The organism is Kitasatospora cheerisanensis KCTC 2395, from assembly GCF_000696185.1.
In the GTDB taxonomy this organism is placed as follows: Bacteria; Actinomycetota; Actinomycetes; order Streptomycetales; family Streptomycetaceae; genus Kitasatospora; species Kitasatospora cheerisanensis.
The window spans coordinates 3,227,120-3,248,911 of record NZ_KK853997.1; the positions used below are offsets into that span (position 1 = coordinate 3,227,120).

Consider the following 21,792-nt stretch of genomic DNA (forward strand, 5'->3'; position numbering starts at 1 on the left):
CGCTGGCAGGATGAGTCCATGCGAATCACTGCACTGGCGGGCGGGATCGGCGGGGCCAGGTTCCTGCGCGGACTGCGGGCGGCGGTCTCCCCCGGGGACGAGATCACCGTGATCGGGAACACCGGCGACGACATCCACCTGTACGGGCTGAAGGTCTGCCCCGACCTGGACACCGTGATGTACACCCTCGGCGGTGGCATCCACGAGGAACAGGGCTGGGGCCGCACCGACGAGACCTGGTCGATCAAGGAGGAGATGAAGGCCTACGGCGTCGGCCCCGAATGGTTCGGGCTCGGCGACCGGGACTTCGCCACCCACATCGTCCGCACCCAGATGCTCGCCGCGGGCTACCCGCTGTCCGCCGTCACCGAGGCGCTGTGCGCCCGCTGGCAGCCGGGCGTGCGGCTGCTGCCGATGAGCGACGACCGGGTGGAGACGCACGTCCGGATCACCGACGCGGACGGCCCGCGGGTGGTGCACTTCCAGGAGTACTGGGTGCGGCTGCACGCCGCCGTCGACGCCGAGGCGATCGTCCCGGTCGGCGCCGACACCGCGAAGCCCGCGCCCGGCGTGCTGGAGGCCCTCGCCGAGGCCGACGTGGTGCTGCTGCCGCCGTCGAACCCGGTGGTGTCGATCGGCACCGTCCTCGCCGTACCCGGCATCCGCGAGGCGGTGGCCGGGGCGAGCGCCCCCGTGATCGGCCTCTCCCCCATCGTCGGCGGCGCGCCCGTGCGCGGCATGGCCGACAAGGTGCTCGCCGCCGTCGGCGTGGAGACCTCGGCCGCCGCCGTCGCCGAGCACTACGGCTCCCGCGCCTCCGGCGGCCTGCTCGACGGCTGGCTGGTCGACAGCTCCGACGCCGACGCGGTGGCCCGGGTCGAGGCCGCCGGGATCACCTGCCGGGCCGTGCCGCTGATGATGAGCTCCGTCGAGGCCACCGCCGAGATGGCCCGCACCGCCCTGGCGCTGGCCGCCGAGGTCGCCGCGTGACCGCCGACGGGCTGCGGCTGCTGCCGGTCACCGGCCTGCCGGAGGTCGCCGCCGGCGACGACCTCGCCGAACTGATCGCCAAGGCCGCCGAGTTCGCGGACGGCGACATCGTGGTGATCACCTCCAAGGTGGTCTCCAAGGCCGAGGGCCGGCTGCTGCACGCGGAGGACCGCGAGGCCGCGATCGACGCCGAGACCGTCCGGGTGGTCGCCCGCCGCGGCGCCACCCGGATCGTCGAGAACCGCAACGGCCTGGTGATGGCCGCCGCCGGCGTCGACGCGTCCAACACCGCCCCCGGGACGGTCCTGCTGCTGCCCGTCGATCCGGACGGCTCCGCGCGGCGGATCCGCGCCCGGCTCCAGGAGCTGACGGGCCGCCGGCTCGCCGTCCTGGTCACCGACACCTTCGGGCGGCCCTGGCGCAGCGGGCTCACCGACGTGGCCATCGGCGCCGCCGGACTGCCCGCCCTGGAGGACCACCGCGGACGCACCGACAGCCACGGCAACGAACTCCACATGACCATCACCGCCACCGCCGACGAACTCGCCGCCGCGGCCGACCTGGTGAAGGGCAAGGCCACCGGCACCCCGGTGGCGATCGTGCGCGGCCTCCCCCACCTCGTCACCGAGGAGGACGGCGAGGGCGCGCGGGCGCTGGTCCGGCCCGCCGCGACGGACATGTTCCGGCTGGGCACCTCCGAGGCGGTCCGGGAGGCCGTCACCCTGCGGCGCACCGTCCGCGCCTTCACCGACGAACCGGTGGACGGCGGCGCGGTGCGGCGGGCCGTCGCCGCCGCCGTCACCGCGCCCGCCCCGCACCACACCACTCCGTGGCGGTTCGTGCTGCTCGAAACGGCGGAGAGCCGGGTCCGGCTGCTGGACGCGATGCTCGACGCCTGGCAGCGGGACCTGCGGGAGCTCGACGGCTGGTCCGAGGAGCGCATCGCGCGGCGCACCGCCCGCGGCGAAGTGCTGCGCGGCGCGCCGTACTTGATCGTTCCCTGCCTGGTGATGGACGGCTCCCACGCGTACCCGGACGCGCGACGGGCCGGGGCCGAGCGGGAGATGTTCACCGTCGCGATCGGCGCTGCCGTCCAGAACCTGCTGGTCACCCTGAACGGCGAGGGGTACGGGTCGGCGTGGGTGTCGTCGACGATGTTCTGCCGGGAGACGGTACGCGAGGCGTTGGCGCTGCCGGCGGACTGGGACCCGATGGGGGCGATCGCCGTCGGACGGGCGGCGGAGGCTCCCAAGGAGCGTCAACCACGGTCGGCGGACGCCTTTCTGACCACACGGTAAGCACAATCAGGGGCTCGGGGAACGGCGAGGCCGTGTTGCCGGCGGCCGGAGACAGCGGTTGGTCATGGCTGCGGCGGGCGGGCCTGACGGCGGGGGCCCGAAACTACGGAACGCTCAGCGCCCTGTTGCTCCTCCGCAGACTCGGCCTCGCCGTTCCCCGAGCCCCTGGCGGGGCTTTCGCCGTTCCCCCTGGCCCCTGGCGGGGCTCTCGCCGTTCGCCGGACCCCTGCTTACCTGTTGCGGTGGTCGTTCGGGGTGAGGCGGGGGCCGTACTTGGGGGGTTTCGCTCCGGTGAGGGGGAGGATGCGGCAGAGCCGGTAGCGGTGGGGGCGGTAGGGCTCCAGCAGGGTGAGCATCTGGGCGTCGTCGCTGCGGGGGCGGCCGGCGAGGGCCCAGCCGACGATGTTGGGGAGGTGGAAGTCGCCGACCGAGACCGCGTCCGCGTCGCCGTTGCTGCGTTGCAGGGTCTCGGCGGCGGTCCAGGGGCCGATGCCGGGGACGGCGGTGAGGCGGGCGAAGGCGTCCGCGGAGGACATCGTGGCGGCGGGTTCGAGTTTCGCGGCGAGCCGGACGGCCCGCTGGACGGTGGCGGAGCGTTTGGGGTCGACGCCGGCGCGGTGCCAGGCCCAGCTGGGGATCAGGGTCCAGTCGCGGGCGGAGGGCGCGACCCGCATGCCGAGGTCGGCGGCGGGGCCGGGGCGGGGTGCCGTAGTCGCGGAGCAGGGTGCGCCAGGCGCGGTACGCCTCGCCGGTGGTGACCTTCTGTTCGAGGATCGCCGGGACGAGGGATTCCATCACCAGGCCGGTGCGGGTCAACCGGAGTCCGGGGCAGGTGCGTTGGGCGTCGCGGAGCGGTCCGGGGGGCAGGACCAGGCCGGCCGGGTCGTCCTCGGCGCCGAGCAGGGCGGGGAGCTGCTGGAGCAGCCAGTCCGCGCCGGGGCCCCAGGCGGTGGCGGTGATCCCGTCGAGGTGGGGCCGGATGCGGAGGGTGCCGGGGCCGCCGGGAGTGCGGGAGGCGCGCCAGACGGTGCCGTCGGGGTCGCGCCGGAAGGCGGGGTCGCCGGTGCCGCGCTGCAGCGGGAAGAGGGTCCGGCCGAGGTCGAGCGGGTAGCCGGGCCGCCACTGTCGGGTCAGCTCCGGCATCGGGTGTTCCTCGGGGTGTGCGGGTGGCGGGGGGCGTCTGCGAGGGTAACGCGACGCGGCCGCCGGACGGGCGGGCACCCTCCCCTCCGGCGGGGGGCAGGACGTAGGCTGGACCGCACCATGACTGCGCTTTTCGCTGCCGACGCCCGCACCCCCGCCGAGCTGCTGCAGGCCTACCTGCGCGCCGGGGCCGGTGCCGATCCGTCCCGCCCTCTGGTGACCTTCTACGACGACTCGACCGGGGAACGGGTGGAGTTGTCGGCGAAGACTTTCGACAACTGGGTGGCGAAGACGGCCAACCTGTTGCAGGACGAACTGAACGCCTCGCCGGACGACCGGGCGGCGCTGCTGCTGCCGGCGCACTGGCAGAGTGCGGTGTGGCTGCTCGCGTGCTGGTCGGTGGGCGTGGTCGCGGTGCCGGCCGGCGAGCCGAAGGACGCGGACCTGGTGGTGTCGGGTCCGGACGGTCTGGAGGCGGCGCAGGAGTGCCCCGGGGAGCGGGTGGCGCTGGCGCTGCGCCCGCTGGGCGGCCGGTTCCCGCAGCGGCCGGACGGGTTCCTGGACTACGCGGCGGAGGTGCCCGGTCAGGGCGACCGGTTCGCCCCGTACTCGCCGGTGGATCCGCAGGCGGTGGCGCTGGAGACCTCGGTGGACGGGCTGGCGCTGAAGTTGACGGGCGAGCAGGCGGTGGCGCTGGCCCGGGAGGGCGCGGCCCGGCTGGGCCTGGACTCCGGCAGCCGGGTGCTGTCCACGCTGTCGTTCGACGACTGGTCGGGGCTGGAGGCGGGCCTGCTGGGGCCGCTGGCGGCCGGCGCCTCGGTCGTTCTGTGCCGGAACTCCGGGCAGTTGACGGAGGATCAGTGGCAGCAGCGGATCGAATCCGAACGGGTGACGGTGCGCCTGGGGTGACCGGCCCCGCCGGTCGACACCGGGGCCTCGGCGGTGGAGTGCGGCGACGGCGCGCGTCGCCCGGCGAGTGGTCCGGGCGGGGCGCGCCGTCGTCCTTTCCCGCCGCTCCGCCGGGTGACGGGGGTCACAAGCCGGGCGGTTCGCGGGCCGGGCTCGTCTAGGGTGGCCCGGATGAACAGCGGACACCGGAACCGGGGCGACTCGGCCGACTCTGGGCAGCCGGACGTCGACCCCGCCGATCAGTGGGTGCTGGACCCGGAGACCGGCGAGTTCCGGCTCGACCTGGACGCCGGGCGCCGGGCCCCGGAGCGCCGCCCGGGTGCGGCCCGCGCGGGCGCGGCACGGGCCGCGGCCGGTGCGCGGGCGGTGGCGGGCGGGCGTTCGGCGCGGCGGCGCGGCCGGGTGGTGCGGGGCCGGCGGCTGCTGAAGTGGACGGCGGGTTCGCTGGGCCTGGTGCTGATCGCGGGCTGCGGCGGCGCGTACTACGTCTACCAGCACTTCAACAAGAACATCTCCTCGGTGAAGGTCCAGGTCGGCGACGAGTCGGAGCGCCCGCAGGCGACCAACGACGCGTTGAACCTGCTGGTGATCGGCACCGACAGCCGGGAGGGCCTGGGCCGGGAGTACGGCGACGAGGGCTCGGCGGGGCACGCGGACACCACGCTGCTGTTCCACATCTCCAAGGACCGCAGCAACGCCACGGTGCTGTCGATCCCGCGCGACCTGATGGTGACCGTTCCGGAGTGCAGGACCGGGGACAAGAAGATCCCGGGCGAGGCGCGGGCGATGTTCAACACCAGCCTGGGGCAGAACGGGCGGGATCCGGGCTGCACCTGGCGGACCGTGGAGAAGCTGACCGGCGTCCGGATCAACCACTTCATGATGGTGGACTTCGAGGCGGTGAAGTCGCTGTCCACGGCGGTCGGCGGCGTCGAGGTGTGCGCGGCCACCGACATCGACGACCCGTACTCGCACCTGAAGATGTCCGCGGGCCGGCACGTGGTGCAGGGCGAGGAGGCGCTGGCGTTCGTCCGGACCCGGCACGCGGTGGGCCTGGGCGGCGACCTGACGCGCATTCCGCTGCAGCAGCAGTTCATCAGCTCGATGATCCGCAAGATGAAGAGCACCGACACCCTGACCAGCCCGTCCAAGCTGTGGAGCCTGGCGGACGCCGCGACCAAGGCGCTGACCGTGGACAGCGCGATCGACGACGTCAACAAGCTGAAGGACCTGGCGCTCGACGTCTCCCGGGTGGACACCAAGAACATCACCTTCACCACGGTGCCGGTGCTGGACGACCCGACGGACAGCAACCGCCTGGTCCTCAAGCCGGGCGACGCGCAGCAGCTGTTCGCGATGATCGCCGCCGACCGTTCGCTGACCGACGTCCCGCAGCAGGCGCCGGCCGCGCCGGAGCCCGCGCCGTCGAGCAGCGCGCCCGCGCCGCCGCAGGTGGACGCCAGGTCGCTGAAGGTGACGGTCCGCAACGGCAGCGGGACGTCCGGGCAGGCCGGGAAGGCGGTGGCGGCGTTGAAGGCGAAGGGCTTCGCGCTGGCCGCGACCGCCCGCGACACGGACCCCGTCCAGGCCAGCACGGTGTCGTACCCGGCGGGCCAGGAGGACCGGGCGCAGGCGGTGGCCGCGGCGCTCGGGCTGCCCGCGACGGCGGTGCAGGCCAGCAGCCGGCTGTCCGCGAAGGACGGCGTGGCGGTGGTGCTGGGCGGCGACTACACCGGTTCGGCCGGGGCGTCGGCGGTGCCGACGGAGGCGCCGAAGGATCTGCAGCGGGTCCAGGCGGACGACACGGCGGTCTGCGCGTCGAAGGCGAAGTAGCCGGCTCAGGAGGGGAGTTCGGCGTCCGGGACGAGGGTGTCGGGGGCGGTCTCGGTGTACTGCTCGCCGGTGCGCGGGCAGCGCCAGCGGCCGTCGCCGGCGGGCTCCAGCGGTTCGCCGGCCCGGCCGACCCACTTGATCCGGCGGGCGGGGACTCCGGCGACCAGCGCGTAGTCGGGGACGTCCCGGTGCACCACGGCGCCGGCCGCGACCAGCGCCCAGCGGCCGACGGTGACGCCGGCCACCAGCACGGCGCGGCCGCCGATCGAGCAGCCCTGCCGGAGCGTGACGCCGCGGGCGTGCCAGTCGTCGCCGCGCTTGAGCCGGCCGTCGGGGTCGACGGAGCGCGGGTACAGGTCGTTGGTGAGCACCGCGGCGGGGCCGACGAAGACGCCGTCCTCCAGGACGGCGGGCTCGTACACCAGGGCGTGGTTCTGCAGCTTGACCCGGTCGCCGAGCTTCACGCCGGGGCCGACGTACGCGCCGCGGCCGATGATGCACTCGGCGCCGATCTCGGCGTGCTCGCGGACCTGGGCGAGGTGCCAGACGGTGCTGCCGGGGCCGACGGCGGCGCGCGGGTCGACGTCGGCGGTGGCCTCGATCCGGGGGTCGCTGCTCGTCATGGCGCGAGCCTAGTGCGGGCGGACGGTCCCCGTCCGGCGTTCCGGGGACCGTCCCTGACGGTAAGTCAGCTGCCGGCGGCGGGGGCCGGGTCGATCGGGGCGGGCGCGGTGGAGGCGATCACCCTGCGGGCCAGCTTGCGCGGCGAAGTGAGGAAGCCGAAGCCCCAGCTGAGGTGCATGGTGGCGAGGGCCAGCGGGACCTGGATCCGGGCCTTGGCGGGCAGGCCGCGGCCCTCCAGCAGACCGCCGGCGGTGATCGCCGCGAAGTAGCCGCCCGGCAGCACCAGGAACACCGGGTGCAGCGCGGCGCCGAGCACCAGGCCGCCGACCACGCCGAGCAGGGCGGCCGGCGGGGCCAGGTAGCGCAGGTTGACCGAGCCGCGGTGGTAGCGGGTGACGACCCGGCGCCAGCGGCCGTAGTCCTTGTACTGCTTGGCGAGGGCGCGCACGGAGGGCCGGGGCCGGTAGGTGACCTTGAGCTGCGGGGTGAACCAGATCAGTCCGCCGTCCTGCCGGATGCGGTAGTTCAGCTCCCAGTCCTGGGCGCGGATGAACTCCTCGTTGTAGCCGCCCTGCCGTTCCAGCACCTCGCGGCGGAACACGCCGAGGTAGACGGTGTCGGCGGGGCCGGCCAGGCCGCCGGTGTGGAAGGCGGCGTTGCCGACGCCGATCTTGGAGGTCATCGCGGTGGCGACGGCCCGCTCCCAGTCGGTCTCGCCCTCGGCGTGCATGATGCCGCCGACGTTGGCGGCGTCCATCTCGTCCAGCAGCCGTACGGCGGTGGCGATGTAACCGGGCGTCAGCAGGCCGTGGCCGTCGACCCGGACGATCACGGGGTGCCGGCTGGCGCGGATCGCCGCGTTCAGGCCGGCGGGGGTGCGGCCGGTCGGGTTGGGGACGGTGCGCACCCGCGGGTCCTCGGCGACCAGGGCGGCGGCGATCTCGTCGGTCCGGTCGGTGGACGGGCCGAGTGCGATCACCACTTCCAGGTCGCCGTCGTACTCCTGCTCCAGGATCCGGTGGACGGCGGTGCGCAGGTGTCGTTCCTCGTCGAGCACCGGCATGATCACGGAGACCGCCGGCAGCTTCTCAGCAGCCTTGGTGTTCATCGTGCCCGAGCGTACCGGCGGGCGGCCGCGGGTGTCGGGCCGGGGCGGTCCCGCTCCGGCGCGCCGCCCGGGCGGTCCGGGCCGCAGCACCTACCATGCGGAAGATGCCTGCTCAGCGCCCGTTCGAACGCCTGCCCGGATCCGCTCGGCCGCGGCGGCCGGTCCGTCGGCGGTGGGGGCTGTGGGCGGCGGGCACGCTGTCCTTCTCGGTGCTGGCGACCTCGGGCGCGGGCTGGGCGGTGCTGAACGGGGTCGGCTCCTCGCTGGGGCGGGTGGACGCGATCGGCGGCGGCCCGGACCGGCCGGCGGACGACGGGGCGTCCACCTTCCTGGTGGTCGGCACCGACAACCGGGAGGGCATCCCGGAGGCCACCCTGAAGGACGTGCTGCACGCGGGCGGCGAGTCCTGCCACTGCACCGACACCATGATGATCGTGCAGCTGTCGGCCGACCACGGCCGGGCCACCGTGGTGTCGGTGCCGCGCGACTCGTACGTGGACATCCCGGCGCACCAGGACGCGGCCACCGGCAAGCAGGTCGCCGCCTCCAAGGGCAAGATCAACGCGGCGTACGGGATGGGCGGGGCGCCGCTGGCGGTGCGCACCGTGGAGCAGAACACCGGTCTGCGGATCGACCACTACATCGAGGTGAACTTCCTCGGCTTCGTCTCCACCGTGGACGCCCTGGGCGGCGTCGAGGTGTGCACGCCCAAGCCGCTGCAGGACGAGTACTCGGGCCTGGACCTGCCGGCCGGCACCACCCGGCTGGACGGCGCGGGGGCGCTGCGCTACGTCCGGGCCCGGCACGTGGACGGCTCCTCGGACCTGGGGCGGATGCACCGTCAGCAGAAGTTCCTGGCCCAGCTGTTGCACCAGGCGTCGGCCGGCGACACGCTGCTCAACCCGGCGAAGCTGACCGGGGTGATGGACACGGTGCTGCGTTCGGTGAAGGTCGACAAGGGCCTGGGCAACGCCGAACTGCTGGACTTCGCCTCCCGGTTGAAGGACCTGTCGGCGTCGAACGCGGACTTCGCGACCGTCCCGCTGTCCTCGGTGGACCACCCGGTGCCGGGCTGGGGCTCGACCGTGCTGTGGGACGAGAAGGGCGCGAAGGCGCTGTTCGAGGCGGTCCGGGCCGGCCGGCCGCTGACCGGGGCGCCGGCCGCCGCCCCGCCGCGGCTTCCTCGCCGCAGCCGGGCCCCGGGCAGGCTGGCGGAACGATTCCTCCGGAGCAGGTACGGGTCCAGGTGCTGAACGGCGCGGGCGTGCAGGGCCTCGGCAACCGGGTGGACGAGGACCTGCGCAAGGCCGGGTTCGCCACCACCGGCACCCCGTCCAACGCGCCCGGCGACGGCCGGCCCGCCGCCCGCACGGTGATCCGCTACGACCCGCGCTGGGACGAGTCGGTGAAGACGCTGGCCGCCGCGCTGCCGGACGCCGAGCTGGTCCGGGTGCCGAACCTCGGCGCGACCTTCCAGGTGGTGGCGGGCAGCGACTACCGCGGCCCGGCCGGCGCCCCGCGCCCGCCGCCGCCGAGACCGCCGCCGCCCGGGCGGACGACGCGGCGGTGCCCGGGGCGGAGAGCGGCAGCGAGATCAGCTGCCCGGCCTGACGGCCGGTCAGCCCAGCAGGTACTGGCCGACCGCCCACAGCGCGTAGCCGGCGACCGAGAGCCGGTTCAGCGGCAGCGCCGCCCCGACCGCGTCCTCGGGCAGCACCGTCCGCGGGCGGCGCTCCGGGCGGTGCGCGAGCAGGGTGACGGTGCGGGCGATCCGCTGCGGGTCGTACGGGCCGCCGAAGTGGCGGTGCAGCAGGCGGGCCGGGCCGGAGCTGAAGCCGACCTGCCCGGACCGGCTCCGCAGGGTGAACCGGCCGCGGTGCACGGCCGCCGCCGTCACCTGCTGCCAGCTCAGCCGGTGCAGCCGCAGCACTCCGCTGAACGCGACGCCGTCCCGGTCCACCGCGAGCTGCCAGCCGAACGCCCCGACCACGCCGACCAGCACCGCCACGCCCATCAGCAGCGGGCGGACCAGTCCGCCGAGCACGCCGCCGTCGGCGGTCCGGTCCATCAGGGCGGCGATCAGCACGGCGGCGACCGGGGCCGCGCCGCGGCGCAGCGCGGTGGGCAGGCCGAACACCCGGGCGGCCTCCGGCGGGCCGTCGGGCTGTTCGGCGAGGTCGCGCTCCAGGTGGCGGGCGGCCGCGGCCATCACCAGCACGTCGTCCTCGTGCAGGTCGTTGCCGCGGCGCAGCCGGGGCGGGCCGCGTGGCCGGCGGCGTACGCGGCCGTCCACTCGTGCGGGGCGACGGGCGAGCGGAGCACCAGGAGTTGGCGGCGGCCGCCGTCGGGGCCCTGGTAGAGCAGCGCCTCGACGGGCGCGGCGGTCCGTTCGACCAGGGCGGCGGCCTCGGCGAGGGTGTCCGGCGTGTTCTCCTCGTCCTCCTCGTCGTCCTCGTCGCCGGTGCAGGGCAGCCATTCGGCGGGACCCTCGCGGTCCGCGGGCAGGTAGTGGACCTCGGCGCCGACGCGGCGCAGCCGCCACAGGCCGGCCTCGCGGTCGCCGCCGTCCAGCGGCAGCACCTCCAGGTCGCCGCCGGCGTCCGGTCGGACCCGGACCCGGACGGCGGGCGCGCCCTCGTCGGTGCGGCGGCGTTCGCGGGTGGTGCGGTGCGCGGAGAGGGCGAGCAGGACGGCGAGGGTGCCGGCGGCGCCGGTGCCGAGCCACCACGGGGCGGGGTCCTGCCACTCGTCGGCGGCCCGGTACCAGCCGGTGCCGTCGACCAGCAGCGGCACCTGGTCGCCGACCGTGCGCGGGCCGGTCACCTCGGCGGTGAACGTCCGGTCCTCGTGCGGGAGCCGGTACTCGGCGGTGGCGCCCTCGCCGTCGGCGTGGACGGTGCGCACGGTGGCCCGCACCTCGTCGGCCTCGGCGGCCCGGCGGATGCCGTCCTCGGTCTGCCAGACGCCGGCCAGCAGCAGCACGGCCGCGCCGGCGCCGAGCAGCGCGGCCAGCAGGCGACGGATCCGGGGCGCGGCCGGCTGGTCGAACGGGCTGTCGCCGCCCAGCAGGGTCCACGGGTAGGGCACCGGCGGGCCCATCAGGGTGGCGAGCTGGGCGCGGGCGCGGCGGCGGCCGACCGCCACCCGGTGCAGCGCGGCGGCCGTCCCGAGGTGCGCCGCGCAGGCCACCAGGGGCAGCCAGGGGCCGGGCAGCGCGTCCGGCAGGAACCAGAGCGCCAGGCCGGCCGCGGCGGGGACGGCCCAACTGCCGCGCGGGCGCAGCAGCAGGACGAGCAGTTCCACCAGCAGCACGGCGGGCGCGGCGCTCTCCCCGTACGGGACGGTGCAGGGCTGCCAGGTGCCGCAGTGCTCGGGGGTGTCGTCGACGGTGACGGCCAGCAGCCCGGTCAGCAGCGGCAGCAGGACCGGCCAGCGGCTCTCCAGCCGGCGCCACACCCGGGCGGCCCGCCACTGGTCGGCGGCGGCCAGGGTCAGCGCGGGCGCGGCGGGCAGCGGCGGCGTGAGTTCCGGCATGCGGGTGATTCTCCCAGCACGCGGCCGGCCCGCCCGGGGCGGGTGCTCCGGGCGGGCCGTCCTGGTTGACGCGGCGTCAGTCGGTGGCGATGGCGGCCAGCACGTTCATCCGGGCGGCCCGGAAGGCCGGGACGAGCGCGGCGACCAGGCCGACCAGCACGGAGCCGACCAGCACGGTGAGGACGGTGCCGGTGGGGACGGTCAGCACGGTCAGGCCCTGCTCGGACAGCACGGACCGGGCGGTGACGCCCCAGCTCAGGCCGAGCGCGGTGCCGAGGACGGCGCCGAACAGCGCGATCACCACGGACTCCAGTCGGACGGTGCGGCGCAGTTGACGGCGCGACAGGCCGATGGCGCGCAGCAGGCCGATCTCCCGGGTGCGTTCGACCACCGACAGCGCCAGCGTGTTGACCACGCCGAGGACGGCGACCACGATCGTCAGGCCGAGCAGGCCGTAGACCATGGCGAGCAGCTGGTCGAACTGGGACTTCACCATCTCCTTGTAGCCGGCCTGGTCCTTGACCATCAGCTGCGGGTACTCGGCCAGCGACTTCTGCAGGTCGGCGAGCACGGCGGCCTTGTCGGCGCCGGCCTTCGCGGTGCCGAACAGCACCTCGGGCGCCGGGGCGGGTCCGTTCATGCCCTTGGCGACGGTGCTGACGCCGGTGAAGAAGCGGTGGTCGAACAGCTGGTTGCCGGTCTTGAGCACGGCGGCGACCGGAAGGGTCTGGGTGCGGCCCTCGCCGTAGTTGACGGTGATCGGGTCGCCGACCTTGAGGTGCTGCTCGTCGGCGAAGTCCTGGCCCACCGAGATGCCGCCGCCGAACACCGCGTCGGCGGTGCCGGAGGCGACCGGGAGCCGGAAGTCGCGGGCGAAGTCGGCGTCCGCGGCGATCAGCCGGCCGCGGACGGTGGCACCGCCGGGCAGCACCAGCTCGCCCGGGACGCGGGTCTGCGTGGACAGGTGGTCGATGCCCGGGGTCCGGCGGGCGGCGTCCACCATGGCGGGGGTGAGCGGGCCGCCGGGGCCCTCCACCACGTAGTCGGCGCCGACCGAGCGGTCGATCTGGTCGGACATCGAGCCGACCATCGAGGAGGTGACCACCGAGGCGCCGATCACCACGGCCAGGCCGATCATCAGCGCGGCGGCGGTGGAGCCGGTGCGCCGCGGGTTGCGGACCACGTTGCGCTGGGCGAGCCGGCCGGCCGGGCCGAACAGCGCGGGCAGCAGGCCGCCGAACAGCCGGACCAGGACGGAGACCAGCAGCGGGCCGAGCACCACCGAGCCGGTCAGGGTGGCCAGCAGGCCGGCGCCGAGCAGCAGTCCGCCGGTGGAGCCGGGCGAGCCGGCGGCGGCCACCAGCGCGGCGGCGCCGGCGCCGGTGACCAGCAGGCCGATCGCGGCCCGGATCCGGTTGGCGCGGGGTTCGGCCGGGGCGGCGTGGTCGAGCAGCGCGGCCATCGGGGTGATCCGGGCGGCGCGGCGGGCCGGGAAGAACGCGGCGAGCAGGGTGACCGGCAGGCCCACGGCGTAGCCGACCACCGGCACCGCCCAGGTGACCTGGAGCGAGGAGGCGTCCAGGTTCATCCCGACCGCCTGCATCAGCCGGATCATGGCGACGGCGAGGCCGAGGCCGGCGCCGATGCCGAGGGTGGAGCCGAGCAGGCCGAGGATCAGACCCTCCGTCAGCACCGAGCGGTTGACCTGCGAGCGGCTGCCGCCGACGGCGCGCAGCAGGCCGATCTCCCGGGTGCGCTGGGTGACCAGCATGGAGAAGGTGTTGACGATCAGGAAGATGCCGACGGCCGCGGACAGGAAGGCGAAGCCGAGCATCGCCCACTTCATGAACGACAGGAACGAGCCGACGCCCGCCGCGTTCTCCTTCTGCTGCTCGGCGGAGGTCTTCGCCTCGAAGCCGCTGCCGAGGTCGGCCAGCGCGGCGGCCTTCAGCTGGTCGTTGCTGCGGCTGCCGTCGCCGAACACCTCGACCGAGGTGTACGCCTCGGCGCCGAGCAGGATCCGCTGCGCGGTGGGGGTGTCCAGGAAGGCCAGCGCCGCACCGGGGTTGGTGGTCCGGAAGGTGGCGATGCCGGAGACGGTGAAGTCGTGGTTGCCGCTCTCGGTGATCACCCGGATCCGGCTGCCGAGGCCGAGGCCGGACTTCTTGGCGGTGTCGGCGTCCAGCACCAACTGGTCGGCGCCCTGCGGCACGTGGCCGGAGGTGACGTCCACCGAGTTGCGCGGGGTGTCGGTCCAGTTGCCGGTCAGGGTGGGCGCGCCGGTGGTCGGGCCGACCAGCTTGTTGGTGGCCGGGTCGACCAGGGTGGCGGTGGCCACCATGACCTGGCCGAGGGCGGCCTTCACGCCGGGTTCGGCGGCGAGCTTCTCCCGGGTGGCGACCGGGACGGTCGGGGTCCGGCCGGGGGTGTTCGCGGCGAGTTCGTCCTGCGCCTTCTGCACCGACACGTCGGAGGCGGTGGCGGCGAACAGCCGGTCGAAGGTGGTGGTGGCGGTGTTGTAGAAGACCAGGGTGCCGGCCACGAAGGCGACCGACAGCACCACGGCGAGCAGCGAGAGCACCAGGCGCCACTTGTGCGCGAGGAAGCTCCGCAGCGAAGTCCTGAGCAGCATCGTCCCGGTCCCGTCTCAGCTGGTGCGCTTGCCGTCGAAACGGCGCATGCGGGACAGGACGGAGTCGGCGGTCGGGTTGTGCATCTCGTCGACGATCACGCCGTCGGCGAGGAACAGCACCCGGTCCGCGTGGCCGGCGGCCACCGGGTCGTGGGTCACCATCACGATGGTCTGGCCGAGTTCGTCGACCGAGCGGCGCAGGAAGCCGAGCACCTCCGCGCCGGAGCGGGAGTCCAGGTTGCCGGTGGGCTCGTCGCCGAAGATGATCTCCGGCCGGGCGGCCAGCGCCCGGGCCACCGCGACGCGCTGCTGCTGGCCGCCGGAGAGCTGCCCGGGCCGGTGCTTGAGCCGGCCGGACAGGCCGACGGTGTCGATGACCTGCTCCAGCCACGCCCGGTCGGGCTTGCGGCCGGCGATGTCCATCGGCAGCGTGATGTTCTCCAGCGCGTTCAGGGTGGGCAGCAGGTTGAACGCCTGGAAGACGAAGCCGATCTTGTCGCGGCGCAGCCGGGTCAGCTGCTTGTCCTTCAGGCCGGTGATCTCGGTGTCGCCGATCCAGATCCGCCCGGCGGAGACGGCGTCCAGGCCGGCCAGGCAGTGCATCAGGGTCGACTTGCCGGAGCCCGAGGGGCCCATGATCGCGGTGAACCGGCCGCGCCGGATGTCCACGTCGACGTTGTTCAGCGCCGCCACCCGGGTCTCCCCCGAGCCGTACGCCTTGGTGACCTGTCGGGCCCGGGCGGCGGCGTCGCCCTGCTCCGGTGAGTGTGGGAGGTACGCGGCGCTCGGTGCCGTGGTCACTGCTGCTCCTTGAGGTGGGGTCCGCCCGTTGCCCTCAAGCCTCCCGGCCGCGGCCCGGCCGGTCGTCCTCCACCGGGACGAACGCCGTCACCGGGAAACGCTCCGGGGCCCGGGCCCTCTCCCCTAGGGGTTTCCGCCCCGCGGCATGAGGGTCCGGGCCCCGGACGTGGAGCGCTCGTCCGACGAACGGTCAGCCCACCGCGGAGAGTTCCGGGTGCGGGCGGAGCGCGGCGGCGAACGCGTCGACCACCGGGGTCAGCAGCACCTCGGTCTCCCGCTCCAGTTCGGTGCCGCCGTCCTCGCGCACCCCGATGTGCCGGTCCAGCACGAACCAGCCCTGGGTGATGTGCGCGGCGCCCATCGAGTTCAGCACCGGGCGCAGCGCGTAGTCCACCGCCAGCACGTGCGCGGTGGAGCCGCCGGTGGCCAGCGGCAGCACCGTCTTGCCGCGCAGCGCGTACTGCGGCAGCAGGTCGAGCAGGGCCTTCAACAGGCCCGAGTAGGCGGCCTTGTAGACCGGCGTGCCGATCACCACGCCGTCGGCCCGCTCGAACTGGGCGACGGCGCGGGCTATCGCGGGGTTGCCGGTGTCGGCGCCGAGCAGCGCCTCGGCGGGCAGCGTGCGGACGTCCAGCGCCTCGACCAGGTGGCCGTGCCGGACCAGCCGGTGGTCGACGTGCCGGAGCAGGCGGGTGGTGCGGGAGGTCGCGGAGGGCGAACCGGAGACGGACAGGATCACGGCCATGGAGTCACCTCGGGGCGTACGGCCGCGCAGCACGGCGGCCGGGAAGGAAGAGACGGAACGCTGGCGAGGGCGCGGGCTCGCCTGAGGGTGAATGCGCGGCGGGAGGCGTCAGCCGCGACAGAGCGAACAGGACACCCGGCCGTGGTCGACGTGGCGTCGACGGGTGAGGACCTTCCGCTGCTCCATGCGGCCATGCAAACACGCGGCGTTTTACCGGGTCAAGGCCGTGCCCGCCTGGTGAACACCGCACCGAACGGTCCGCGCCCTGCATCAAAACGGCCACAAGGAGCCCCCGCCGAGCCGGACGATCACCACGCGGCCCGCGGTTCGGGCATCCTTCCCCCATGAACACGTGGCAGGAGCGCCCGGGGGGCGGCGCATACGGGCAGGGCGACGCGGCACGCGGCCGGGGCGGGGCGGCGGAGCCGCCGCTGCCGCCGGAGCTGAATCCGCGCGGCACGGGCGTCCCGCTCTCCCGCCCCACCCAGCCGACCACCGACCGGCCGCCGCACCAGGGCGGCACCCCCGGCGGCTACGGCGGCCCGCCGCCCCACGGCGGTCAACAGCCGTACGGGCAGCAGCCGTTCGAGTCCGAGCCGAACCCGGCGGGCGCCCCGGCGCAGCCGGCCCGGCCGCGCCGCTCGCGCAAGAAGATCATCGGCTTCTCGGCGCTCGGCCTGGTCCTGGCGCTGCTGGTCACCGTCGTCGGCACCTACTTCTGGGCGGACGGCAAGCTCCGGCACGAGAACGTGCTCGCCGACTACCCGGGCCGCCCGGCGGCCGGCAAGGGCACGAACTGGCTGATCGTCGGCTCGGACAGCCGCGAGGGCCTGACCGACGCCGAGGAGGACTCCCTCCACACCGGCTCCGCCGAGGGCAAGCGCTCCGACTCGATGATGATCCTGCACATCGGCGACAACGGGAACACGCTGATGTCGATCCCGCGCGACTCCTGGGTGCAGATCCCCGCCCACCAGGACACCTCCGGCAGCGGCAAGAGCATCGCCGCCGCCACCCGCAAGATCAACGCCTCCTTCGCGAGCGGCGGCGGCCGGCTGCTGGTGCAGACCGTCGAGACCAACACCGGCCTGCGGATCGACCACTACGCGGAGATCGGCTTCGCCGGCTTCGTCGGCCTGGTCGACGCCGTCGGCGGCGTCGAGATGACCATCGACCAGCCGGTCAAGGACAAGGACTCCGGTCTCGACCTCCAGGCCGGCACCCAGACCCTCAGCGGCAAGCAGGCCCTCGCCTTCGTCCGGCAGCGGCACCAGATGGCCGACCAGGACCTCGGCCGGATGCGCAACCAGCAGAAGTTCCTCGGCGCCCTCGCCAAGCAGGCCGCCTCGCCCGGCACCCTGCTCAACCCGTTCACCTTCTACCCGCTGGCCTCGGCCGGCCTGGACACCCTGATCGTCGACGAGGACGCCGGCCTCACCGACCTCGGCTCGATGTTCCTCGCCATGAAGGGCGTCACCGGCGGCGACGGCAAGACCATCACCGTCCCGATCGGCAACGCCGACTACCGCACCCCCACCGGCGAGTCCGCCGTCAAGTGGGATCCGGCGAAGTCCAAGGCCGTGTTCGACGCGATGAAGAACGACACCGCCGTCCCCGACGCCAAGTGACCCCGACCGCCGCGGGCCGACCGGAATCGAACTCCGGTCGGCCCGCGCGTCGTTGACACACCATCAGATCAACCGGCGGAACAATGGCCGCCATGTCGCTGGTGACCTCCCTCATCTACCGCCGCCGAAGCCGGCTGTTCGGCCGCCTGGTCCAGGAAGCCCTGGCCCTCTACGGGATGGAGGTCCCCGCCGCCGCCGAGATCGGCCCCGGCCTGACCGTCTTCCACCGCGGCTTCGGCACCGTCCTGCACCCGTTCACCACCCTCGGTGCGAACGTCACCCTCTACAACGGCGTCACCATCGGCCGCGCCGACCCCTGGATCCCCCAGGAGCACTCCCCGATGCGACGGGTCGTCCTGGAGGACGGCGTGGTGGTCTGCGCCGGCGCGAAGATCATCTGCAAGTCCGGCACCCTGACCGTCGCCGCCGGCACCATCGTCGGCGCGAACGCGGTCCTCACCCGCTCGACGGGGCCCGACGAGATCTGGGCGGGCGCCCCGGCCCGACGGGTAGGGATGCGGGCAGGGGCGCGTGGGGGCACGACGGAAGGCGCCCGCCGGCCGGATCGCGCCACGGACAGTGACCTGCACGTGGGAGCGACCCCGCAGACGGGCGCCTGAAGAAGGGAACGACTACGGCAGGTTGCGGGCCATCACGATGCGCTGGACCTGGTTGGTGCCCTCGTAGATCTGGGTGATCTTCGCGTCGCGCATCATCCGCTCCACCGGGTAGTCCCGCGTGTACCCGTACCCGCCCAGCAGCTGCACCGCGTCCGTGGTGACCTCCATCGCCACGTCCGACGCGAAGCACTTCGCCGACGCCCCGAAGAACGTCAGATCCCCGTCACCGCGCTGCGACTTCGCCGCCGCCGCGTACGTCAACTGCCGCGCCGCCTCCAGCTTCATCGCCATGTCCGCCAGCATGAACTGCACGCCCTGGAACTCCGCGATCGCCTTCCCGAACTGCTTGCGCTCCCGCACGTACCCCTTCGCGTAGTCCAGCGCCCCCTGCGCGATCCCCAGCGCCTGCGCGGCGATCGTCACCCGCGTGTGGTCCAGCGTCCGCATCGCCGTCGCGAACCCCGTCCCCTCCGCACCGATCATCCGATCCGCCGGAATCCGCACATTGTCGAAGTACACCTCACGCGTCGGCGACCCCTTGATCCCCAACTTCTTCTCCGGAGCACCGAACGACACCCCCTCGTCGCCCTTCTCCACCACGAACGCCGAAATGCCCTTCGACCGCAGCGACGGATCCGTCACCGCCATCACCGTGTAGAACTCCGACACCCCCGCATTGGTGATCCACCGCTTCACACCGTTCAGCACCCAGAAGTCCCCGTCCCGCACCGCCCGGGTCTTCATCCCCGCCGCGTCCGAACCCGCCTCCGGCTCCGACAGGCAGTACGAGAACATCCCCTCACCCCGGGCCAGCGCCCCCAGGTACTTCGCCTTCAACTCCTCCGAACCCGACAACTGCACCGGCAGCGAACCCAGCTTGTTCACCGCCGGGATCAACGAGGACGACGCACACACCCGCGCCACCTCCTCGATCACCAGCACCGTCGCCAGCGCGTCCGCCCCCGCACCGCCGTACTCCTCCGGCACGTGCACCGCATGCAGATCGTTCGCCAGCAGGGCGTCCAACGCCTCCTGCGGGAAACGCCCCTCCTCGTCGACCGCCGCCGCGAACGGGGCGATCTTCGCCTCCGCCAGCGAACGCACCGACTCACGGAGCATCTCGTGCTCCTCGCTCAGCCGGAAGAGGTCGAAGTCCGCCCCGGAGTTTCCCGCCATCTGCTCTGCCCCTTGCACTAGTTACCGCCGAGTAATGCCAGTGGTGCCCATCCTAGGGTCGTCAGGAGACGTTGTCTCCGAGGGTGTCGGCGCTGGTCCGGTGCTGGGCGAGGTAGTCGTCCATCCGGTCGGTGCGGATCGCGTCCCAGAGCACGCCGGCCGCGCCGTCGTCCATCAGGACCACGGACTGCCCGTCGACGGTGTCGAAGCCGCCGAAGGGGGCGTTCATGAAGTGGACGCCGTCGGGGCGGACCGCGCGCAGGCTCCAGGCGAGGTCGTAGAGGTCGCTGTTGCTGAGCCGGTCGTCGACGGAGACCACGTCGCCGACGGTGCCGAGCAGGCCGGTGAGCTTGGCGGGGCTGGAGAGGGTGCCGGAGTTCATGGTGCGGAGCATCAGGGCGCGCAGGAAGTTCTGCTGGCGCTTGGTGCGGTCGAGGTCGCCGTTCGGCAGGCCGTGCCGTTCGCGGACGTAGAGCAGGGCCTCGGCGCCGTCCATGTGGTGGGTGCCGGCGGTCCACTCGCGGGCGTCGCCCTTGGCCTCGATGGTGCGCGGGACGGTGATGTCGACGCCGCCGACGGCGTCGGTGAGGGCGCGGAAGCCGTTCCAGTCGATCACCGCGAGGTGGTCGATCCGGATGTGGGTCAGGTCCTGGACGGTCTGCACCATCAGCGCCGGGCCGCCCCAGGAGTACGCGGCGTTGATCTTCGCCTTGCCGTGGCCGGGGACGGGCACCCAGGTGTCGCGCGGGATCGACACCACCGAGACGGACTTCCGGTCGGCGGAGATGTGCATCAGCATCATGGTGTCGCTGCGCTGCGCGCCGACCTGCCAGGCCGGGGCCTTCGCGTCCTGCCCGGTGGTGGCCCGGTCGGCGCGGGCGTCGAGGCCGACCAGCAGGAAGGTCTGGCCGCTGTGCGGCACGGCGGTGGGCTGCGCGGAGGCGGGGACGGTCGGGAAGGCGTTCGGGATCCGCTCCACCGAGGAGGCGTAGTGCTCGGCGGTCCACACCAGGGCGCCGAAGCCGCCGCCGAACAGCACCAGCAGCACGGCGAGGGTCCACAGCAGCAGGCGCCGTCCGCGGCGGCGGCGCGGCGCCGCGTCCGCCTCGTCCTCGTCCTCGTGCTCGCCGGAGGGGTCCTGCTCGTCGTCGCGGTCGAAGATGCTCAGCGGCCCCCGGTCGGCCCCGTCCTGCCCGGCCTCGCCCCGGTCGGCCCGGTCGGCCCGGTCCTGGTCGGCCTCGTCCGGCCGCTCCTCGGCTGTCATGCGCGCATTGTGAACCTTCCGCACAGACTTTCGGGGTGAAACCGTGAAATCGGCGGATCCGGGGCCGCGGGGGGGCAGATACGATCTGTGCCGTTGGCCGTCGTACTGCTTCGGAACGGCCTGGAACGAAAGGGAACGCCCGTGGCTCCGCGCATCACGGTCATCGGCACCGGCTACCTGGGGGCCACCCATGCCGCGTGCATGGCCGAGCTCGGCTTCGAGGTCCTCGGACTGGACATCGACCGGGACAAGCTGGCGGCGCTCGCCGCCGGCCGGGTGCCGATGTTCGAGCCGGGCCTGTCGGAGCTGTTGCTGAAGCACGTCGCGGGTCACGAGGGTTCGACCGGGCGGCTGCGCTTCACCGACTCCTGGGAGGAGGTCGCGGCCTTCGGCGACGTGCACTTCATCTGCGTCAACACCCCGCAGCGCAAGGGCGAGTTCGCGGCCGACATGAGCTACGTGGACGCCGCGGTCGACTCGCTCGCCCCGCACCTGGACCGGCCCGTGCTGGTGGTCGGCAAGTCCACCGTGCCGGTGGGCTCGGCGAACCGGCTGGCGGCCAAGCTGGCCGCGCTGGCCCCGGCCGGCGAGCAGGTCGAGCTGGCCTGGAACCCGGAGTTCCTGCGCGAGGGCTACGCGGTCGGCGACACCCTGCACCCGGACCGCCTGGTGGTGGGCGTGCGCAGCGAGCGCGCCGAGCAGGTGCTGCGCGAGGTGTACGCGGGCCCGATCTCGGACGGCGTGCCGTTCGTGGTGACCGACTTCCCGACCGCGGAGCTGGTGAAGGCCGCCGCGAACTCCTTCCTGGCCACCAAGATCTCGTTCATAAACGCGATGGCCGAGGTCTGCGAGAGCGCGGGCGCGGACGTGGTGCAGCTGTCCAAGGCGCTGTCCTACGACGAGCGGATCGGCGGCAAGTTCCTGAACGCCGGGCTGGGCTTCGGCGGCGGCTGCCTGCCCAAGGACATCCGGGCGTTCATGGCCCGGGCCGGGGAGCTGGGCGCCGACCAGGCGCTGACCTTCCTGCGCGAGGTCGACTCGATCAACATGCGGCGCCGTTCCCGGATGGTCGACCTGGCCCGCGAGCAGTGCGGCGGCGGTTTCCTGGGCCGCCGGGTGGCGGTGCTGGGCGCGGCCTTCAAGCCGAACTCGGACGACATCCGGGACTCGCCGGCGCTGAACGTCGCCGGCCAGATCCAGCTGCAGGGCGCGCAGGTGACGGTCTACGACCCGAAGGCGATGGACAACGCCCGCAAGATGTTCCCCAGCCTGTCCTACGCGGATTCCGCGCTGGAGGCGGTCGAGGGCGCGCACGTGGTGCTGCACCTGACGGAGTGGCAGGAGTTCCGCGAGCTGGACCCGGCCGAGGTCGGCGCCGCGGTCGCCGAGCGCCGCCTGCTGGACGGCCGCAACGTGCTGGACGGCGACGCCTGGCGCGCCGCCGGCTGGACCTACCGGGCGATGGGCCGGCCGTACGCGGAATGACG

17 protein-coding genes and 2 pseudogenes are annotated in these 21,792 nt (G+C 73.9%); 9 read left to right on the forward strand and 10 right to left on the reverse strand.

Annotated features, from left to right (window positions below):
* Positions 1–18 precede the first annotated feature (18 nt).
* Together cofD and KCH_RS14510 are read left to right on the forward strand one after the other, a co-directional pair.
* A complete protein-coding gene (cofD, locus tag KCH_RS14505) occupies positions 19–990 on the forward strand; it encodes a 2-phospho-L-lactate transferase (RefSeq protein WP_035863239.1) in 972 nt (323 codons plus the stop codon).
* Positions 987–2,288 carry a coenzyme F420-0:L-glutamate ligase gene (locus KCH_RS14510; protein WP_035863241.1) on the forward strand — a complete coding sequence of 434 codons (1,302 nt, stop codon included), beginning with the start codon at positions 987–989 and terminating at the stop codon, positions 2,286–2,288. Before cofD ends, KCH_RS14510 begins: the two co-directional genes overlap by 4 nt.
* 230 nt (positions 2,289–2,518) lie before the next feature.
* Here KCH_RS14510 and KCH_RS14515 read toward each other — a convergent pair.
* A pseudogene (locus tag KCH_RS14515) lies at positions 2,519–3,431 on the reverse strand (DNA-3-methyladenine glycosylase family protein).
* Between the two features lie 120 nt (positions 3,432–3,551).
* Between KCH_RS14515 and KCH_RS14520 the strand changes: the two are divergent.
* Together KCH_RS14520 and KCH_RS14525 are read left to right on the forward strand one after the other, a co-directional pair.
* Positions 3,552–4,340, forward strand: coding sequence for a TIGR03089 family protein (locus KCH_RS14520; RefSeq protein ID WP_035863244.1), 789 nt, complete (start codon positions 3,552–3,554; stop codon positions 4,338–4,340).
* 171 nt (positions 4,341–4,511) lie between these two features.
* Entirely contained in the window at positions 4,512–6,173 is a 1,662-nt protein-coding gene (locus KCH_RS14525) for an LCP family protein (protein WP_035863246.1), read from the forward strand.
* Positions 6,174–6,178: 5 nt separating this feature from the next.
* Here KCH_RS14525 and KCH_RS14530 read toward each other — a convergent pair whose 3' ends face one another.
* On the reverse strand, positions 6,179–6,796 hold the full coding sequence (locus tag KCH_RS14530; RefSeq protein WP_035863247.1) for an acyltransferase: 618 nt from the start codon (positions 6,794–6,796) through the stop codon (positions 6,179–6,181).
* A gap of 65 nt (positions 6,797–6,861) precedes the next feature.
* Positions 6,862–7,905 carry a glycosyltransferase family 2 protein gene (locus tag KCH_RS14535; protein WP_035863249.1) on the reverse strand — a complete coding sequence of 348 codons (1,044 nt, stop codon included), beginning with the start codon at positions 7,903–7,905 and terminating at the stop codon, positions 6,862–6,864.
* 104 nt (positions 7,906–8,009) lie between these two features.
* Between KCH_RS14535 and KCH_RS14540 the strand changes: the two genes are divergently transcribed.
* Together KCH_RS14540 and KCH_RS44455 are read left to right on the forward strand one after the other, a co-directional pair.
* Entirely contained in the window at positions 8,010–9,158 is a 1,149-nt protein-coding gene (locus tag KCH_RS14540; protein ID WP_167574055.1) for an LCP family protein, read from the forward strand.
* Between the two features lie 32 nt (positions 9,159–9,190).
* Positions 9,191–9,343 (forward strand): annotated as a pseudogene (locus tag KCH_RS44455) (LCP family protein); the annotation flags it as partial.
* A gap of 180 nt (positions 9,344–9,523) precedes the next feature.
* On the opposite strand, the gene KCH_RS44460 reads toward KCH_RS44455, so the two are convergent.
* The 5 genes from KCH_RS44460 to ssuE all read right to left on the reverse strand — a co-directional run bounded on the left by KCH_RS44460 (position 9,524) and on the right by ssuE (position 15,617).
* The gene (locus tag KCH_RS44460; RefSeq protein ID WP_035863250.1) at positions 9,524–10,198 is read right to left on the reverse strand and encodes a hypothetical protein; all 675 of its coding nucleotides are present in this window, start codon (positions 10,196–10,198) and stop codon (positions 9,524–9,526) included.
* Positions 10,114–11,439 carry a hypothetical protein gene (locus tag KCH_RS46050; protein WP_035863252.1) on the reverse strand — a complete coding sequence of 442 codons (1,326 nt, stop codon included), beginning with the start codon at positions 11,437–11,439 and terminating at the stop codon, positions 10,114–10,116. The genes KCH_RS44460 and KCH_RS46050 overlap by 85 nt, the downstream gene beginning before the upstream one ends.
* A 76-nt stretch (positions 11,440–11,515) precedes the next feature.
* Entirely contained in the window at positions 11,516–14,071 is a 2,556-nt protein-coding gene (locus tag KCH_RS14555; RefSeq protein ID WP_035863254.1) for an ABC transporter permease, read from the reverse strand.
* Between the two features lie 15 nt (positions 14,072–14,086).
* Positions 14,087–14,872 (reverse strand): ABC transporter ATP-binding protein, encoded by a 786-nt coding sequence (locus KCH_RS14560; RefSeq protein WP_035863257.1) that lies wholly within the window; start codon positions 14,870–14,872, stop codon positions 14,087–14,089.
* A gap of 190 nt (positions 14,873–15,062) precedes the next feature.
* Positions 15,063–15,617 (reverse strand): NADPH-dependent FMN reductase, encoded by a 555-nt coding sequence (ssuE, locus tag KCH_RS14565; RefSeq protein WP_035863259.1) that lies wholly within the window; start codon positions 15,615–15,617, stop codon positions 15,063–15,065.
* Between the two features lie 344 nt (positions 15,618–15,961).
* Here ssuE and KCH_RS14570 point away from each other — a divergent pair, with 344 nt between their 5' ends.
* Both KCH_RS14570 and KCH_RS14575 read left to right on the forward strand, forming a co-directional pair.
* A complete protein-coding gene (locus KCH_RS14570; protein ID WP_035863260.1) occupies positions 15,962–17,245 on the forward strand; it encodes an LCP family protein in 1,284 nt (427 codons plus the stop codon).
* Positions 17,246–17,337: 92 nt separating this feature from the next.
* Complete coding sequence (locus KCH_RS14575; protein WP_157032058.1) at positions 17,338–17,865, forward strand: serine O-acetyltransferase; 528 nt, start codon at positions 17,338–17,340, stop codon at positions 17,863–17,865.
* Positions 17,866–17,877: 12 nt separating this feature from the next.
* Here the strand turns inward: KCH_RS14575 and KCH_RS14580 are convergent, their stop codons facing one another.
* Positions 17,878–19,041: an acyl-CoA dehydrogenase family protein gene (locus KCH_RS14580; protein WP_035872063.1), complete on the reverse strand. Its 1,164-nt coding sequence runs from the start codon at positions 19,039–19,041 to the stop codon at positions 17,878–17,880.
* Between the two features lie 61 nt (positions 19,042–19,102).
* A complete protein-coding gene (locus tag KCH_RS14585; protein ID WP_084223618.1) occupies positions 19,103–20,305 on the reverse strand; it encodes an LCP family protein in 1,203 nt (400 codons plus the stop codon).
* 141 nt (positions 20,306–20,446) lie between these two features.
* Here KCH_RS14585 and KCH_RS14590 point away from each other — a divergent pair, with 141 nt between their 5' ends.
* Positions 20,447–21,790 carry a UDP-glucose dehydrogenase family protein gene (locus tag KCH_RS14590; protein ID WP_035863262.1) on the forward strand — a complete coding sequence of 448 codons (1,344 nt, stop codon included), beginning with the start codon at positions 20,447–20,449 and terminating at the stop codon, positions 21,788–21,790.
* Positions 21,791–21,792: the final 2 nt, after the last annotated feature.

Coding starts and splice junctions, on each gene's coding strand:
- KCH_RS14540 (WP_167574055.1), top strand. CDS start 8,010: ATGCCTGCTCAGCGCCCGTTCGAACGCCTGCCCGGATCCGCTCGGCCG.
- KCH_RS14520 (WP_035863244.1), top strand. CDS start 3,552: ATGACTGCGCTTTTCGCTGCCGACGCCCGCACCCCCGCCGAGCTGCTG.
- KCH_RS14535 (WP_035863249.1), bottom strand. CDS start 7,905: ATGAACACCAAGGCTGCTGAGAAGCTGCCGGCGGTCTCCGTGATCATG.
- KCH_RS14530 (WP_035863247.1), bottom strand. CDS start 6,796: ATGACGAGCAGCGACCCCCGGATCGAGGCCACCGCCGACGTCGACCCG.
- KCH_RS14580 (WP_035872063.1), bottom strand. CDS start 19,041: ATGGCGGGAAACTCCGGGGCGGACTTCGACCTCTTCCGGCTGAGCGAG.
- KCH_RS14555 (WP_035863254.1), bottom strand. CDS start 14,071: ATGCTGCTCAGGACTTCGCTGCGGAGCTTCCTCGCGCACAAGTGGCGC.
- KCH_RS14585 (WP_084223618.1), bottom strand. CDS start 20,305: ATGACAGCCGAGGAGCGGCCGGACGAGGCCGACCAGGACCGGGCCGAC.
- ssuE (WP_035863259.1), bottom strand. CDS start 15,617: ATGGCCGTGATCCTGTCCGTCTCCGGTTCGCCCTCCGCGACCTCCCGC.
- KCH_RS14570 (WP_035863260.1), top strand. CDS start 15,962: ATGAACACGTGGCAGGAGCGCCCGGGGGGCGGCGCATACGGGCAGGGC.
- KCH_RS46050 (WP_035863252.1), bottom strand. CDS start 11,439: ATGCCGGAACTCACGCCGCCGCTGCCCGCCGCGCCCGCGCTGACCCTG.
- KCH_RS14525 (WP_035863246.1), top strand. CDS start 4,512: ATGAACAGCGGACACCGGAACCGGGGCGACTCGGCCGACTCTGGGCAG.
- KCH_RS14575 (WP_157032058.1), top strand. CDS start 17,338: ATGTCGCTGGTGACCTCCCTCATCTACCGCCGCCGAAGCCGGCTGTTC.
- cofD (WP_035863239.1), top strand. CDS start 19: ATGCGAATCACTGCACTGGCGGGCGGGATCGGCGGGGCCAGGTTCCTG.